17 protein-coding genes and 1 pseudogene are annotated in these 13,897 nt (G+C 72.1%); 13 read left to right on the forward strand and 5 right to left on the reverse strand.

Features of this window, described 5'->3' with window-relative positions:
- Both RWK90_RS15670 and RWK90_RS15675 read left to right on the forward strand, forming a co-directional pair.
- Nucleotides 1-236: pseudogene (locus RWK90_RS15670) on the forward strand (HNH endonuclease); the annotation flags it as partial.
- A gap of 91 nt (nt 237-327) precedes the next feature.
- Complete coding sequence (locus tag RWK90_RS15675) at nt 328-1,473, forward strand: alkaline phosphatase family protein (RefSeq protein WP_314038552.1); 1,146 nt, start codon at nt 328-330, stop codon at nt 1,471-1,473.
- 16 nt (nt 1,474-1,489) lie between these two features.
- Here RWK90_RS15675 and RWK90_RS15680 read toward each other — a convergent pair whose 3' ends face one another.
- Nucleotides 1,490-1,702 carry a hypothetical protein gene (locus tag RWK90_RS15680; protein WP_314038553.1) on the reverse strand — a complete coding sequence of 71 codons (213 nt, stop codon included), beginning with the start codon at nt 1,700-1,702 and terminating at the stop codon, nt 1,490-1,492.
- A 304-nt stretch (nt 1,703-2,006) separates the two neighbouring features.
- On the opposite strand from RWK90_RS15680, the gene RWK90_RS15685 reads away from it, so the two are divergent.
- From RWK90_RS15685 to RWK90_RS15730, 10 genes are all read left to right on the forward strand, one after another.
- Complete coding sequence (locus RWK90_RS15685; protein ID WP_314038554.1) at nt 2,007-2,300, forward strand: hypothetical protein; 294 nt, start codon at nt 2,007-2,009, stop codon at nt 2,298-2,300.
- A gap of 4 nt (nt 2,301-2,304) precedes the next feature.
- Nucleotides 2,305-3,207, forward strand: coding sequence for a hypothetical protein (locus RWK90_RS15690; protein ID WP_314038555.1), 903 nt, complete (start codon nt 2,305-2,307; stop codon nt 3,205-3,207).
- A gap of 5 nt (nt 3,208-3,212) precedes the next feature.
- On the forward strand, nt 3,213-4,193 hold the full coding sequence (locus tag RWK90_RS15695; RefSeq protein ID WP_314038557.1) for a hypothetical protein: 981 nt from the start codon (nt 3,213-3,215) through the stop codon (nt 4,191-4,193).
- Nucleotides 4,190-4,675 (forward strand): hypothetical protein, encoded by a 486-nt coding sequence (locus tag RWK90_RS15700; RefSeq protein WP_314038558.1) that lies wholly within the window; start codon nt 4,190-4,192, stop codon nt 4,673-4,675. Before RWK90_RS15695 ends, RWK90_RS15700 begins: the two co-directional genes overlap by 4 nt.
- Before the next feature lie 91 nt (nt 4,676-4,766).
- Entirely contained in the window at nt 4,767-5,948 is a 1,182-nt protein-coding gene (locus RWK90_RS15705; RefSeq protein WP_314038559.1) for a zinc-dependent alcohol dehydrogenase, read from the forward strand.
- A complete protein-coding gene (locus tag RWK90_RS15710) occupies nt 5,945-6,733 on the forward strand; it encodes a histidine phosphatase family protein (RefSeq protein ID WP_314038560.1) in 789 nt (262 codons plus the stop codon). Before RWK90_RS15705 ends, RWK90_RS15710 begins: the two co-directional genes overlap by 4 nt.
- A complete protein-coding gene (locus RWK90_RS15715) occupies nt 6,730-7,632 on the forward strand; it encodes an NAD(P)H-hydrate dehydratase (RefSeq protein WP_314038561.1) in 903 nt (300 codons plus the stop codon). The genes RWK90_RS15710 and RWK90_RS15715 overlap by 4 nt, the downstream gene beginning before the upstream one ends.
- 25 nt (nt 7,633-7,657) lie before the next feature.
- Complete coding sequence (locus tag RWK90_RS15720; protein WP_314038562.1) at nt 7,658-8,200, forward strand: transporter substrate-binding domain-containing protein; 543 nt, start codon at nt 7,658-7,660, stop codon at nt 8,198-8,200.
- A complete protein-coding gene (locus RWK90_RS15725) occupies nt 8,197-9,171 on the forward strand; it encodes a cation transporter (protein ID WP_314038563.1) in 975 nt (324 codons plus the stop codon). The genes RWK90_RS15720 and RWK90_RS15725 overlap by 4 nt, the downstream gene beginning before the upstream one ends.
- Before the next feature lie 82 nt (nt 9,172-9,253).
- The gene (locus RWK90_RS15730) at nt 9,254-9,754 is read left to right on the forward strand and encodes a hypothetical protein (RefSeq protein WP_314038564.1); all 501 of its coding nucleotides are present in this window, start codon (nt 9,254-9,256) and stop codon (nt 9,752-9,754) included.
- Between the two features lie 65 nt (nt 9,755-9,819).
- Here RWK90_RS15730 and RWK90_RS15735 read toward each other — a convergent pair whose 3' ends face one another.
- From RWK90_RS15735 to nadA, 3 genes are all read right to left on the reverse strand, one after another.
- Nucleotides 9,820-10,341, reverse strand: a complete 522-nt coding sequence (locus RWK90_RS15735; RefSeq protein ID WP_314038565.1) for a hypothetical protein — start codon at nt 10,339-10,341, stop codon at nt 9,820-9,822.
- Nucleotides 10,342-10,450: 109 nt separating this feature from the next.
- A complete protein-coding gene (gene nadC, locus RWK90_RS15740; RefSeq protein ID WP_314038566.1) occupies nt 10,451-11,386 on the reverse strand; it encodes a carboxylating nicotinate-nucleotide diphosphorylase in 936 nt (311 codons plus the stop codon).
- Complete coding sequence (nadA, locus tag RWK90_RS15745; protein WP_314038635.1) at nt 11,383-12,405, reverse strand: quinolinate synthase NadA; 1,023 nt, start codon at nt 12,403-12,405, stop codon at nt 11,383-11,385. Before nadA ends, nadC begins: the two co-directional genes overlap by 4 nt.
- A 141-nt stretch (nt 12,406-12,546) precedes the next feature.
- On the opposite strand from nadA, the gene RWK90_RS15750 reads away from it, so the two are divergent.
- Complete coding sequence (locus RWK90_RS15750; RefSeq protein ID WP_314038567.1) at nt 12,547-13,254, forward strand: NrtR DNA-binding winged helix domain-containing protein; 708 nt, start codon at nt 12,547-12,549, stop codon at nt 13,252-13,254.
- A gap of 6 nt (nt 13,255-13,260) precedes the next feature.
- Here the strand turns inward: RWK90_RS15750 and RWK90_RS15755 are convergent, their stop codons facing one another.
- Entirely contained in the window at nt 13,261-13,866 is a 606-nt protein-coding gene (locus RWK90_RS15755; protein WP_314038568.1) for a hypothetical protein, read from the reverse strand.
- Between the last annotated feature and the right edge of the window lie 31 nt (nt 13,867-13,897).

Consider the following 13,897-nt stretch of genomic DNA (forward strand, 5'->3'; position numbering starts at 1 on the left):
GCCGCGCCCAACGCCTCAACCGCGAACGCACCCAAGCAGCCGCCGCAGACGCCGACCGCGCGACCACGCCCAGGACCACGCCCGCGCCGCGCGGGTTCAGCCCGGCCGACGACAGCCGCTGGTGGCAACGCAACAAACCCCACCACAGCACCCTCGAACACGCCATCCGCCAAGCCCTGCTCGACCACCTCGACAAGCAACTCGACCAACAACTCCAACCACCACCACCCTTCTGATCGAGTGGTCGGTATCGACCCGCCGGGTGCCTCGTCGGTAATGGACGCCGGTTACAGCCCTCTCCGGCGTTGAATGGGGGATGGTGAAGTGATGTCAGGCATTCCACGTGATCCGTCCGCCCATTCGTTGGCCGATGTCATGCCGTCTGTTGTCTCCGCGCTGGGCTCCGGTCCCCACAACCCGCTCGGCATTGTGCCGGCGTCGGACGCGGTCCTCGTCCTGATCGACGGGCTCGGCGCCGAGCTCATCCGGACTCATGCCGCAGATTCCCCGACGCTCGCCGCACTGACCACCCAGATGATCACCGCCGGCTTCCCCGCCACGACTGCCACCAGCCTCACCAGTCTCGCGGTCGGCGCGCCCTGCTCCAGACACGGGATCGTGGGGTACAGCTTCCGCGTCTCGGATGACGCCGACGACTCCCCCGTGGCGTTCAACCCGCTGCGGTGGACACTCGGCTCGGCGGAGGGTCCGTCGGCACTGGATCGCTTCCCACCCCAGCGGTTCCAACAGCAACCGAGTCAGATCGAACTCCTCGCCGCGGACGGCGTCGAGGTCACATACGTGATGCGCGAGGAATTCCGCGACTCGGGGTTGACCCGGGCGGCCTTCCGCGCCGACGGCGTCTTCCGACCCGCCGTCTCGCTCGACGAGGTGAAACAGGGAGTGCTCGACACCGTCGGCGAACCCTCCCGACGTCGCCGTTTCGTGTACGCCTACTACGGCGACCTCGACCTCATCGGCCATATCCACGGCCCGGGTTCTCCCGAATGGCTGGAGTCACTCCGCAGTGTCGACGCGTTCGTCGCGGACCTCGCCACCGATCTCCCCCGCGACTGCCGACTCCTCCTCACCGCGGACCACGGGATGGTCCGCGCCGACACCGTCATCGACCTCGACACGACCCCTGCCCTCCTCGCCGACGTGGAGACGATCGCCGGTGAAGCCAGGGTTCGACACGCGTACGTCCGACGCGGGTCGGAACAAGATGTCCTCCTCACCTGGCAGCACGAACTCGACGGGCTTGCCCGTGTCATCAGCCGTGAGCAGGCCCTCGACGAGCGGCTCTTCGGTCCCGATCGCGCCTACGCCGACCGGCTCGGTGATGTCATCGCCATCGCGACCGGCGGCGTCATCCTCGCGCGGTCGGAGCACGAGCCGATGGAGTCGTCCCTTCTGGGCCACCACGGCGCCAACACCGCGGCGGAACAACGCATCCCGCTCATCCTCCGGTGATGCCGGCGACGGCGGCCTAGATGACGTTGCCGTTCTCGTCGCGCGGGCGCAGCGTCGGGCACGCCATGTCCGGCCGCAGGTAGGACGCCCCCGGGTCCCTGGCCAGAGCCGAGGAGATCTCCTGGGCGTAGGCGCCCGGGGTGACTGACGAATGGAGGACGACGATCTCCCGACCGTCACACGCCGGTCGGGCCATGGGCGTGTCGAGTCCCCGATCGCCGACGGTCACGGCGGGCTCCGGCGCGGCCGACGCCCCCGGCGCCGCCCGTGAAGCGAATCGAGGCCGGAAAGTGTGGAACCGAATCGGCCGGCCCACGCGTCGTACGGGGTGCACCGGAAATACGGTGCCGGATAGATGACACGTGACCAGCAACGACAGCGATGCGCCACGGACAGCGAGGCGGATATGAAAGCGCGGGTATGAGAACGACGACGACGAGCGCCGCCCGGGCACCGGGGTGCTTCCACCGAGATGCGCGGGACCGGCAGGGGCAATCGGCGCGTCCGAGGATCGGACCCACGGTGGGGCCACGATGACCGGGCCTCTCGACGTCACGCCGGTCACGCTGACAGATCTCGCCCGGCGCGTGGACGGATACGGCGACCAGATCGGCGGGATCACCCCGGAGGGCGACCTCACCACGCTGGCGAATGCTCTGAGGGGCAGCAGGGTCGCGGCCATCGCGGGCACGCTCGGCGCGCGGCTGAGTCAGTCGGCCGACAGACTGAGCTCCGATTTGTCGGAGGAGGCGGACGGCCTCCGGACCGCGACCGGCGTCATCGTCACGACGGACGCCGACAACGCCGCGATGTTCGGCGGGAGGTGAACCGGTGCCGATACGGGTCAGCGACGCACTCGCATGGCAGGTGGACGACGCCGAATCGCTTCTGAGCGCGGTCCGCGCGGGTATCACCGCGACGAATGACGTCGCGGACCGGCTGCGGGACGATGCCGAGAGGGTGCTGGACGGGATGGAGGGTCTGTCCGTCGACGCGGCGCGCTCATCAGTTCAGGATCTGCGTAGGCGCGCGTTCGCACTCGGCGACGACCTGCGCAGCACCGCGAATCCCCTGTCGTCGTTCGCACGATCCGTCGCCATCCACCGGGATCGGCTGCGGGCGGGAGTCGAGGCGGTGTTCCGACAGGGGGCGACCGTCGCGGAGGACGGGAGCGTGGTGTGTCCTCCCGACATGGAGGCGACCCGGGTGCGAGAACTCCGCGAGCTCGAAGAGACCATCAAGGACGCGCTCCGAGCGATCGACTCCCTAGACGTCGAGACGGCGGACAAGCTCACCCGCCTCTACGAGACCATCGCCGACCACAGCAACAACACCGACTTCAAGACGATCACCGTCGGCGTGGTGAACTCGGTGATGACGGAACCGCTGGCCGCCGCGATCGCGGCCAGCGACGACGGGCTACGCAGCACCCGAGTCGTCGCCAAGGGGCTCGGCCCGTTCGGGTCGGCGCTGAGCTTCGTGGCCGGGGTGTACGGCGCGCCGGAGGACGAGCCGTTGACGGAGACGCTCGCCGCCGAGGGCGCCGGTCTCGGAGCGGGGCTTGCGGCGAGCATCGTCGGTTCCGCCGTAGCGGGTGGCCTGGCCGGAAGCATCATTCCCGGCGCGGGGACTGTGGCCGGAGTACTCGGGGGCATCGTCCTCGGCACGTTCGCGAGCGCCAGGGCGTCCACGCACGTCCGCGACCGATTCGACGACCAGCGGCAAGGCGGGTGAGGGTGATGTCCCAACCGGCACCGGACTCTGCCGCCCGGACCATCGAGTGGACCTACCGCGTCGCCCAGAACCCTCGTTGGCTGCTGGCCTTCCTGGCGCTGTGTTGGTACGCCGCACAGGTCATATGGGCTGCCACGTCGATCGACGTCTGGTGGTTTCTCGGTGTCATCGACCCGGTGCGCGCCGCGTATGCCGAGCGGCCCGAGCTGGCGGACCTCGCGTATCTCGGGTCCAATGCGATGATCGCCGTGCTCGTTCCGACCGTCACAGGTTTCGTCTACCTCAGGACTCCACCCCGAATCGATGAACCCCGGACACCGATTCCCGCATACGGGCTCTGGCGCGTCCACATTCCTCTCGTGGTCGGGTGGACGCTGGCCTCATGGATGCTGATCCGCTGGTTCTCCGATCCCGACTACGACAACCTCTGGTCCCAGATGTCGGCCTACATGGCCCTGGCCGCCGGGTGGGCGAGCATCGCTTTTATCGGCTGGTCCTTCGTCTCCGCGGGTCACCGTCGCGCGCTCGTCTTCACACCCGAGGCGCTGCATTACACCCGCGGGCACTTCCGGGCCACCATCCCCTGGGACTCCGTCACCACACTCCGACCCGTGTGCGACGCCAACATCAAGAACGGGGGCCCCGGCGAGATTCACCGGCCCTCCCCCCGCAATGTCCGCGCCGGGGTCCAGATGTTCGTGCGTGAGGGAGTGGAGACCAGAAGGAGGACCATGCTCTTCCGCATCGACGATCAGGATGTCATCGGGGTGGACTGCTCCGGTTACAAGATCGAGCCGAACACCCTCATCAACGCCATCTACCTCCTCGTGGAGAACCCCGCGCTCCGGCCACTGCTGGACACTCCCGAGTGCGCCGAGTTCTTCACGGGCCCGGACTGGAGCACGCGTCGGACGATGCGCGTCGGCGACCGGTGGGATCGGACCACGGGTGAGATCGTCCGCGCCGACGGAAGGGACACGCCATGACGACGCTCGCGGAGTTTCTCGACGACGGCGCCAGGGTTCTCGAACCACTGGACGACTCCTCCTTCGCCCGACTCGACCCCGGCGACGGGTGGCGGCTGCTGGACCAGAACGAAACGGTTCCGAACGTCGCGATCTGGGCACACCCCGAGCTCCATCGCGAGGGGTTCCAACCGACCGTCGTCCTCTCGCTCGCGCGGATCAGACCCGCGGTGGACCTCGGGACGCTGCTGGACCGGCTCGACGACACGGCCGCGACGCTCGAGAAGTGGCGGGTACGCACATCCCACCGGGTGGAGGACGGCCGCGGCCGAATGATCTCGGACACCCTCGGCGAGTTCCGCGTGGGCCCTCACGAGCTCACCGCGTCGACGATCGCGACCGTATGGCAGGAGGACGGCGCGACGGTGCTGCGTCAGGTGGTGGTCACGACCTTCTCCGACCAGATGTCCGCGCACGCGGGCGTCCTGCGCGCGGTGGGTTGACCGGGCGCGACCGGATGCGGGCGGGCGGCCTCGTCATTACGGTCGGAACCATGCGTGAAGGCGCATAGCACGACCAGAGAGGAGCCCGAACATGAAGGCAGTCACCTGGCACGGCAAGCGCGACGTCCGCGTCGAGGACGTCCCCGATCCCAGGGTCCAGGAGCCCACCGACGCGATCGTCAAGATCACCAGCACCAACATCTGCGGCTCCGATCTCCACCTGTACGAGGTGCTCGGGCCATTCATGAAGGAAGGCGACATCCTGGGCCACGAGCCGATGGGCATCGTGGAGGAGGTCGGCGCCGAGGTACCCGACCTCAAGCCCGGCGACAGGGTCGTGATGCCGTTCCAGATCTCCTGCGGGCACTGCTACATGTGCGACAAGGGGCTCAACACCCAGTGCGAGACGACCCAGGTCCGCGACCAGGGCATGGGCGCGATGCTGTTCGGCTACTCCGAGCTCTACGGCAGCGTCTCCGGCGGCCAGGCCGAGTACCTGCGGGTGCCGCAGGCGCAGAACACGACCATCAAGGTCCCGCACGAGCACGCCGACGACCGCTACCTCTACCTGTCCGATGTCCTGCCCACGGCGTGGCAGGCGGTGGACTACGCCGAGATCCCCGACGGCGGCACGGTCGTCGTGCTGGGCCTGGGTCCCATCGGTGACATGGCGGCCCGGATCGCCGCCCACCACGGGCACCGCGTCATCGGCGTGGACCCCGTTCCGGAGCGGAGGGCCCGCCAGGCGCACCGGGGCGTCGAGGTCGTCGACCCGACCGACGTCCCCGGCGAGCTGGGCGAGGTCATCCGCGACATGACCGGCGGCCGCGGACCCGACTCGGTGATCGACGCGGTCGGGATGGAGGCCCACGGCTCCCCCGCCGCCAGTGCCGCGCATGCGGCCGTGGGCATGCTGCCGAAGTTCCTCGGCAAGAAGATGATGGAGAACGCCGGCGTGGACCGGCTCGACGCGTTCTATTCGGCGATCGACATCGTGCGCCGCGGCGGGACCATCTCGCTCTCCGGCGTCTACGGCGGCAGCGCGGACCCGCTGCCCATGCTCACCCTGTTCGACAAGCAGATCACCCTGAAGATGGGCCAGGCCAACGTCAAGCGCTGGGTGCCGGACATCATGCCCCTGCTCACCGACGACGACCCGCTGGGCGTCGACGACTTCGCCACGCACCGGCTCCCGCTGGCGGACGCCCCGCGCGCATACGAGATGTTCCAGAAGAAGGAGGACGGCGCCGTGAAGGTGGTCCTCGAACCGTGACCGAACTCGCGCGGCTCACGCTGATCCGCCACGGGCAGAGCATCGGCAACGTCGCCGACGACCGCGCCCGCGCAGCCGGCGCCCACCGCCTCGACCTGGATCACCGCGACGCCGACACCCCGCTGTCGGAGGCCGGAACGGACCAGGCGCGGGCGGTGGGCCGCTGGCTCGGCGAACTACCCGAGGAGGTCCGGCCCACCGTGTGGCTGACCTCGCCGTACCGCCGGGCGGCCGACACCGCCTCGCTCGCGCTCGAGGCCGCGGGCGGGGCGGGGGGTGGGGCGGGGGGCGGGGCGACCCTGCTCACCGACGAACGGCTGCGCGAGCGCGACCTGGGGATCCTCGACGGGTACACCGGCCGCGGGATCCGGGAGCGCTACCCGGAGGAGGCCGAGCGACGGGACCGGATCGGCAAGTTCTACTACCGCCCGCCCGGCGGCGAGAGCTGGACCGACGTACTGCTGCGCGTCCGCTACCTGCTCACCGACCTGCGCCAGCAGTACGCCGGCGAGCGGGTCTGCGTGTTCAGCCACCAGGCCGTGATCATGTGCTTCCGCGTGGCGCTCGAGCAGATGGCCGAGAAGGACGTCCTGACGGTCGACCGGGAGGACCCGCTACCCAACTGCTCGGTGACGACCTATCGGCTCGCCGCGGAAGGGCCGACCGGGAGCGGCGCGGGCGAGAGGCTCCAGCTCGAGCGGTACGCCGACACGACGGCGGTGGAGAGGGCCGACGCGCCGACCACGCGCGAGACGCCCACGACGCAGGAGGAGGCGACCAGATGACCGGCGGAGACACCGGTGGCCCGGGGCGCGAACCGGTCCTCACCCCGCACCTGCTGCGTGACTGGTCGCTGCCCTCGCCTGGCGGGGGCAAGGAGGGCCGGGGGCGGGTGATCGTCGTGGGCGGGAGCCGGGCCACCCCGGGCGCCGTGCGCCTCGCCGCCGAGGCCGCGTTGCGCAGCGGGGCGGGCAAGCTGCAGATCGCGACGGCCGGGAGCGTCGCGCCCGGCCTGGCGATCCACATCCCGGAGTCCAAGACCGTCGGACTGGCGGAACGCGAGGACGGCGAGCTCGCCGTGGCGGGAGCGGACACGATCGTCGGGCTCGCCCGGGCGTGCGACGCGGTGGTGCTGGGCCCGGGGATCGGGGACAAGACCGCCGCGACGGACCTGCTCGCAGAGGTGATCCCCCGGCTGGAGACCACCCTCGTGCTGGACGCGCTGGGCCTGGCCTACGTCACCGAGAACCCCGACGGGCTGCGCCATCTCGGCGGCCGGGTGGTCCTCAGCCCCAACCCCAAGGAGCTCGCCCGCACGCTCGACGTCGACGAGCAGGACGTGGAGGCCGACACCCCCGGACACGCGACCGAACTCGCGCGCCGCGTCGGGGCGGTCGTGGTGTCCGGCACGGCCACCTCGTGGGTCGCCACCCCGGACGGAGGCCTCTGGCGCGACGAGTCCGGCTCGTACGGGCTCGGGATCTCCGGCTCCGGCGACGTCAAGGCCGGCATCGTCGCCGGCCTGCTCGCCCGCGGCGCCGAACCCGCGCAGGCCGCCGCGTGGGCGACCTACTGCCACGGTCGGGCCGGCGAGCACCTGTCCGCCCGGGTGGGTCCGACGGGCTTCCTCGCGCGCGAGCTGCTCCCCGAAGTCCCCCGGATCCTCGTGGGAATCGCGTCCTGAGCAGAGTGTCAGGAGGAGAACGGTCATGCAGGTTCCGCGAGAGGCGGTACGACCGGGCCCACCGCGCCGGCCCGGTGTGCGCAGGGCGCTCGTCGTCGTCGTGGTCGGTGCCGTGGGTGCCCTCCTCGCCGCCCTCACCGCCGGGTGCGGCGGACCGTTCCCCAGGGACACCGACGGCAGCCTCGACCGGATCACCGGCGGTGTGCTGCGGGTGGGGGTGTCGGAGAACCCGCCGTGGACGCAGGTGTACGACGACGGGCGCGTCGCGGGTCGCGAGGTCGACCTCCTGTCCGGGTTCGCGGCCCGGCACGACGCCGACGTCGAGTGGACACCGGGCGCGGAGAGCGAGCTCGTGGGGGCGATGGTCCGGGGCGACCTCGACGTGCTCGTGGGCGGGCTGACGTCGGACTCGCCGTGGGAGTCCGAGGTCGCGCTGACCAGGCCCTACGCCGACGAGGTCACCCCCGACGGCGACACCGAGCAGATGGTGATGGCCACCCCGCTCGGGGAGAACGCCCTACTCGTGGCGCTGGAGACGTACCTCGCCGGGACCGGGGAGGCGTCATGAGCCCGGAGACCGCGCTGGGCGGCCGGGACCTGCCCGACGAGCAGCGGGCCGCCCTGCGCCGGGCGGTGCGCCTGGAGTGGATCACGATCGCCGTGCTCGCGGGGACGGTCGCCGCGGTGTACGCCGTGTCGGGGCAGTCGCAGGCGATGAAGGCGGCGTGGATCGAGGACTCACTGTCCTTCCTGCCGCCGATCGCCTTCCTGGTGGCACTACGGGTGTCGAGGATCCCGCCGAGCGCGCGCTTCCCGTACGGCCGCCACCGGGCGGTGGGCATCGGGCACCTCGTGGCGGGGGTGTCCCTGCTGGTCATGGGCGCGTTCCTCATCGTCGACTCGGGCACCGGTCTCGTCGCCGGCGAGCGGCCGCCGATGGGCGTGGTGGAGATCGGCGGGCGCGTCGTCTGGGTGGGCTGGTTGATGGTCGCGGTGATGGCGGCCTCGGTCGTCGGGCCGTTCATCCTCGGCCGCATGAAGGCCGCCCCGGCCGAGGCGCTGCACGACAAGGTGCTCTACGCCGACGCTGACATGAACCGCGCCGACTGGAAGACCGGCCTGGCCACGATCGTCGGCGTGCTGGGGATCGGCATGGGCCTGTGGTGGGCGGACGCGGTCGCGGCGCTCGTGGTGAGCGTGTCGATCGTCCGGGACGGCTGGTCGAACGTGCGCGGCGCGATCGAGGGCCTGGCCGACGCCCGCCCCACCCGCTACGACGGCACCGACCCCCACCCGCTGGTCCACCGGATCGACGACCTGCTCGCCGGCGTGGACTGGGCCGTCGACCGGGGCGCGCGCGTGCGTGACGAGGGCCACGTCTTCCACGTGGAGGCGTTCCTCGTCCCCGCGGACGGGCAGGAGGTCACCGTGGCGCGGCTGGCGGAGGTCCGGCGGCAACTGTCGCAGCTGAGCTGGAAGATCGAGGACGTGGTGGTGACGGTGGTGCCGGAGGTACTCGACGCGCACCGGCCGTGCTGAGCGAGGAGGGCGCGGCGGGCGCGGCGGACGCGGGCGCGGCGCACCGGCTGCGAGTCGGCCCGCGGGCTGGCACCCTCGGGGCATGACCACTCTCGACGACATCCGCACCGCCATCGACGCCGCCACCGAGCCCGAGCAGCCCGCGCTGGAGCGGGCCCGCATGATCATCGTGGACAAGCTCGGCGAGCGCGACAGCCTGGGGCTCGACGAGCTGATCGAGTCGGTGTGCGAGGCGTACGAGGCCCACTCGGGCGAGCCGCTGCGACTGGCCGACGTGGATCCCGCCGCCCCCGACACCGACACGCCGGCCCTGCGGAACCTGCGCTACGCCCGCGCCGCGCGCACGGCGGTCATCGCGCTGCTCGAGGAGGGGACGATCGTGGCCGTGGAGCCGCTGCCGGGCGACGGGGAGATGGTCCGCGCCACCGGCGAGGGGGACCCGGCCGGCGGGGACGACGACGACGAGGTCACCGCCGCCAAGGAGACCACCGACGCGGCGGCCGCGAAGGCCGGCGTCGACGAGATCGTCGTGTCGACGGGCCCGCAGCCGGAGGGGCGGCGATTCGCACTCTCGGAGCGCTGAGGCCGGGCCGGCGGGGCGCCGCCGGCCGTCGGCGCCGGTGAGAGGGTGCGGTCGAAAGGCGCCGGTCAGAGGGTGACGGTCTCGTCCGGGTGGTCGGTGTCCTTGAGCGGCTTCTGCGCCCCGCCGGACAGGGTCGTCTCCCCGAGGCGGGCCTCCCGGTAGCGCTCGGCCTGCGCCTGGGTGATGGGCTCGCGGGAGCCGTCCTTGGCGTAGCAGACCGGCAGCCAGGCGCCCTCGTCGTCCAGGCGGGCGACGATCCGCTGACGCAGGCGGAACGGCTGGATGGAGTCGGACCAGGCGACCAGCAGGTCGAGGTTCCCGCCGCGGGCGTCGGGCGTGGAGTCGGTGCTGCAGAAATGCTGGACACTGCGCCACACGGCGAACTGCGCGCCGGACACGGCGTGCGGGTCGACGGTCGCGGCCCTTGGCGACCGGGCGGTCTTGGCACGGGTGGTCCTGGCGGGCGGCGGGGGCGGGGGCGGCGAGGTGTTCTCGCCGGCCTCGACCCGGCGCCGGGCCTCCTCCATCCGCTGCAGTCGTCGTTCCGCCGCCGTGCTCTTCTCGCCTGAGTCCCAGAACCCCGTCATGGCAGTCGACTTTACGCGGCCCGGGGTCCGCCGCCCGAGCCCGAACGCCCCCGTGGGGTGGACCTCACACGCGTCAGTTCGAAGTGCCGGGGCCTCACATGGCGGGGTCTCACATATCCAGTCCGAGGTCGAGGACCGCGACCGAATGGGTCAGGCCCCCCACCGCCAGGTAGTCGACGCCGCAGCGCGCGTAGTCGGCCGCCACGTCGAGGGTCAGCCCGCCACTGGATTCCAGCCGGGTGGCGGGTGAGACCTTGTCGCGGCGCTGCACCGCGATCTGCGTCTGCCACACCGGGAAGTTGTCGAGCAGGACCAGGTCCACGCCCGCGGCCAGCATCTCGTCGAGCTGCTCCAGGGAGTCCACCTCGACCTCGCACGGCAGGTCCGGGAAACGCTCGCGGACGGCCGCCAGCGCCGGGAGGACCCCGCCGGCCGCGACGACGTGGTTGTCCTTCACGAGGACCGCGTCGCCCAGGCCCAGACGGTGGTTGACCCCGCCACCGCAGCGGACCGCGTACTTCTGCAGCAGTCGCATGCCGGGCATCGTCTTGCGGGTGTCCCGCACGGCGCACCGGGTGCCGGCGAGCTCGTCGGCCCACGCCCGCGTGGCCGTGGCGACCCCGGACAGGTGGCACACGAGGTTGAGCAGTGTGCGCTCGGCCGTGAGCAGCCCGCGGGTCGGCGCGCTGATCTCGGCGACGACGTCCCCGGCCGCGACCCGGTCGCCGTCGCGGGCGTGCAGGGTCACGGAGAACGCCTCGCCCGGGTGGTCCCGGCCCAGCACCTCGGCCAGCACCATCTCCACCAGCGGCAGCCCGGCCACGACGCCGTCGGACCGCGTCGCCAGCCGCGCGGTGGCCCGGGCGTCCGCCGGCACGGTGGCCAGCGAGGTGGCGTCCGGGCCGTATCGCAGGTCCTCCTCGAGGGCGCGCCGGAGCGCAAGGGCCGCATCCGCGCGGGTGTCGGGGTCGAGGAACTCGTCGTCGTACCCGGTCCCCGACCCGGCGCCCGACCCGGCGCCGCGCGCGGCCCGGTCCCCGCTCACTCCCCCGACCCCGGGTTCCCGATGGCGATCATCCGCTCGACCGACCCGCGCGCGGCGTCGGCGGTCGCGGGGTCCACGTGGACCTCGTCGGCACCCTCGACGAGGGCGCGCAGCAGCGCGGCGGGGGTGATCATCTTCATGTAGGGGCAGCTGGCCTGGTCGTTGACCGGCAGGAAGTCGATCTCCGGCGCGGCCTTGCGCAGCTGGTGGATCATGCCCACCTCGGTGGCCACCAGCACCTCACGGGCGCCCGACGCGCGGGCGGCGTCGACCATGCCGCCGGTGGACAGGATCTTCACCTGATCCGCGGGCACCGCACCCTCGGTCGCCAGGTGCAGCGCGCTCGTCGCGCAGCCGCACTCCGGGTGGACGAAGAGCTCGGCCCCCGGGTGGGCCTGCGACTTGGCGGTGAGCTGGTCGCCGTTGATCGCCGCGTGGACGTGGCACTCGCCCGCCCACACCAGGACGTTCTCGCGACCGGTCTTGCGGCGCACGTGCGCGCCGAGGAACTGGTCGGGAAGGAAGAGCACCTCGCGGTCCGGGTCGATCGAGGCCACCACGTCCACGGCGTTGGAACTCGTACAGCAGATGTCGGTGAGGGCCTTCACCGCGGCGGTGGTGTTGACGTACGAGACCACCACGGCGTCGGGATGCTCGGATCGCCACTCGGCGAGCTGCTCGGCCGTGATGGAGTCGGCCAGCGAGCAGCCCGCGGCCTCGTCGGGGATGAGGACGGTCTTCTCGGGCGAGAGGATCTTGGCGGTCTCGGCCATGAAGTGCACGCCGCAGAAGACGATGGTGGACTGCTCAGCCGCCGCGGCGACCCGCGACAGGGCCAGCGAGTCGCCCACGTGGTGCGCGATGTCCTGGATCGCGGGGATCTCGTAGTTGTGCGCGAGGATCACCGCGTCGCGCTCGGCGGCGAGGCGGCGGATCTCCGAGGCCCACTCCGCGTCGGGCTCGACGCCCGTGTAGACGGTCCCGTCGTGGCGGATCCGGTCGGCCAGCGGCGAGTGCAGCCGCCCGACCGGGGTGCCCGGCCGCGGCGCGACCGTGGTGGTGTGTCCTGTGGCAGTGCTCAACGCTGCCCCCTCCCGGGTGAAGTCTCACGGCGCCCTCCGGCAACCGCCCGGGGGCGTTTTCGACTTATAATCGAAAACATGAGGGAGTGTAACACCGGTCACGAGGTGCTCGTCGTGGTGAGCCAGGTGCGGCCGGTCGGCGAGGTGGCCCCGCCCGCCCTCCACGTGCTGCTCTGGCAACACTCCCTGGGGCCCGCCGCCGGCCGGTGGGCGCTCCCGGGCGGCGGGGTCCGCGACGACGAGGACCTGCGCGCCTCCGCCACCCGGCAGCTCGCCGAGAAGGTCGACGTCCGCTCACTGAGCCACCTCGAACCGGTCGCCGAGTTCTCCGACCCCGCCCGCGTGCCCGGCCGGCGGGTGTTCGCCTCCGGCTTCCTCGGCGTGCTGCCCTGCGACGCCGCCCCGGCCCTGCCCGATGACACCGCGTGGTTCCCCGTCGACCGGCTGCCCGACACGGTCTACGACCACGCGGGCATCGTCGCCCTGGCCCGCGACCGCCTGGCGGCCAAGCTGTCCTACTCCAATCTCGGGTTCGCCCTGGCGCCCGAGGAGTTCACCCTGTCGTTCCTCTCCCAGCTCTACGCCGCCGCGCTCGGCCACCCGGTGGACCCGACCAACCTCCAACGCGTCCTCACCCGCCGGGGCGAGCTCGTGGCGTGCGGACGCAACGCTCCCCCGGGCCCGACCGGGGGCCGGCCGGCCGCGCTGTACCGCTTCGCCGAGCGACGCCTGCGCATCACCGACCAGTTCGCCACCCTGCGGCCACCGACCGGCAGCGGGTGGTGAGAACGGTCAGGCCGGGTCCGGCCCGTCCGCGCACAGGTCGGGCGACGGGGCGAGATGGGCCAGCGCGGCCGTGGTGAACGCCGCGATCATCGCCCCCAGGACCAGCCAGCCCAGCCCCGGCGGGAACCACTCCCACGCCGGACCCGAGAGGCCGTAGACCATCCGGTCGTAGAAGAGCTCACCCGCCGCCGGTGCCTGACGCACCACCTGCCCGTACGCCGCGTCCCGCGGCGGCGCGGCCAGCACCCCGGCCAGCGGGGTCGCCGCCATCGCCGCGAGGGCCGCCGCCAGCCCGGGCACCAGGGTGAGCGCCGGCACGCCGCCGGGGCGCCTCAGGTCCGGGTGCCGGTGCCACATCACGAGCACCGCGCACACCGTCGCGGCACCGGTGAGGACGACCAGCGTGAGCAACTGGCTACCGCCGTCCGCCCCCGAGTCGTCCAACCGCAGGCCCCGGCCCCCGCCCACGGACAACAACTCGGCGCGCGGCGCCCCGACCACCCACAGCACGAGGGCCACCAGATAGGGAGCCGGTACGGCGAGCGCCGTGACCGCCGCACGCGGGAGCGCGTCATGTGAACGCGCGACAGGTGGCGACGACGGGCCGGTCATGCGGCCCGACACTACCAACGACGGTGACGCC

Origin of the sequence: Dietzia sp. CH92 (genome assembly GCF_032248695.1) — a bacterium.
GTDB lineage: Bacteria > Actinomycetota > Actinomycetes > Mycobacteriales > Mycobacteriaceae > Dietzia.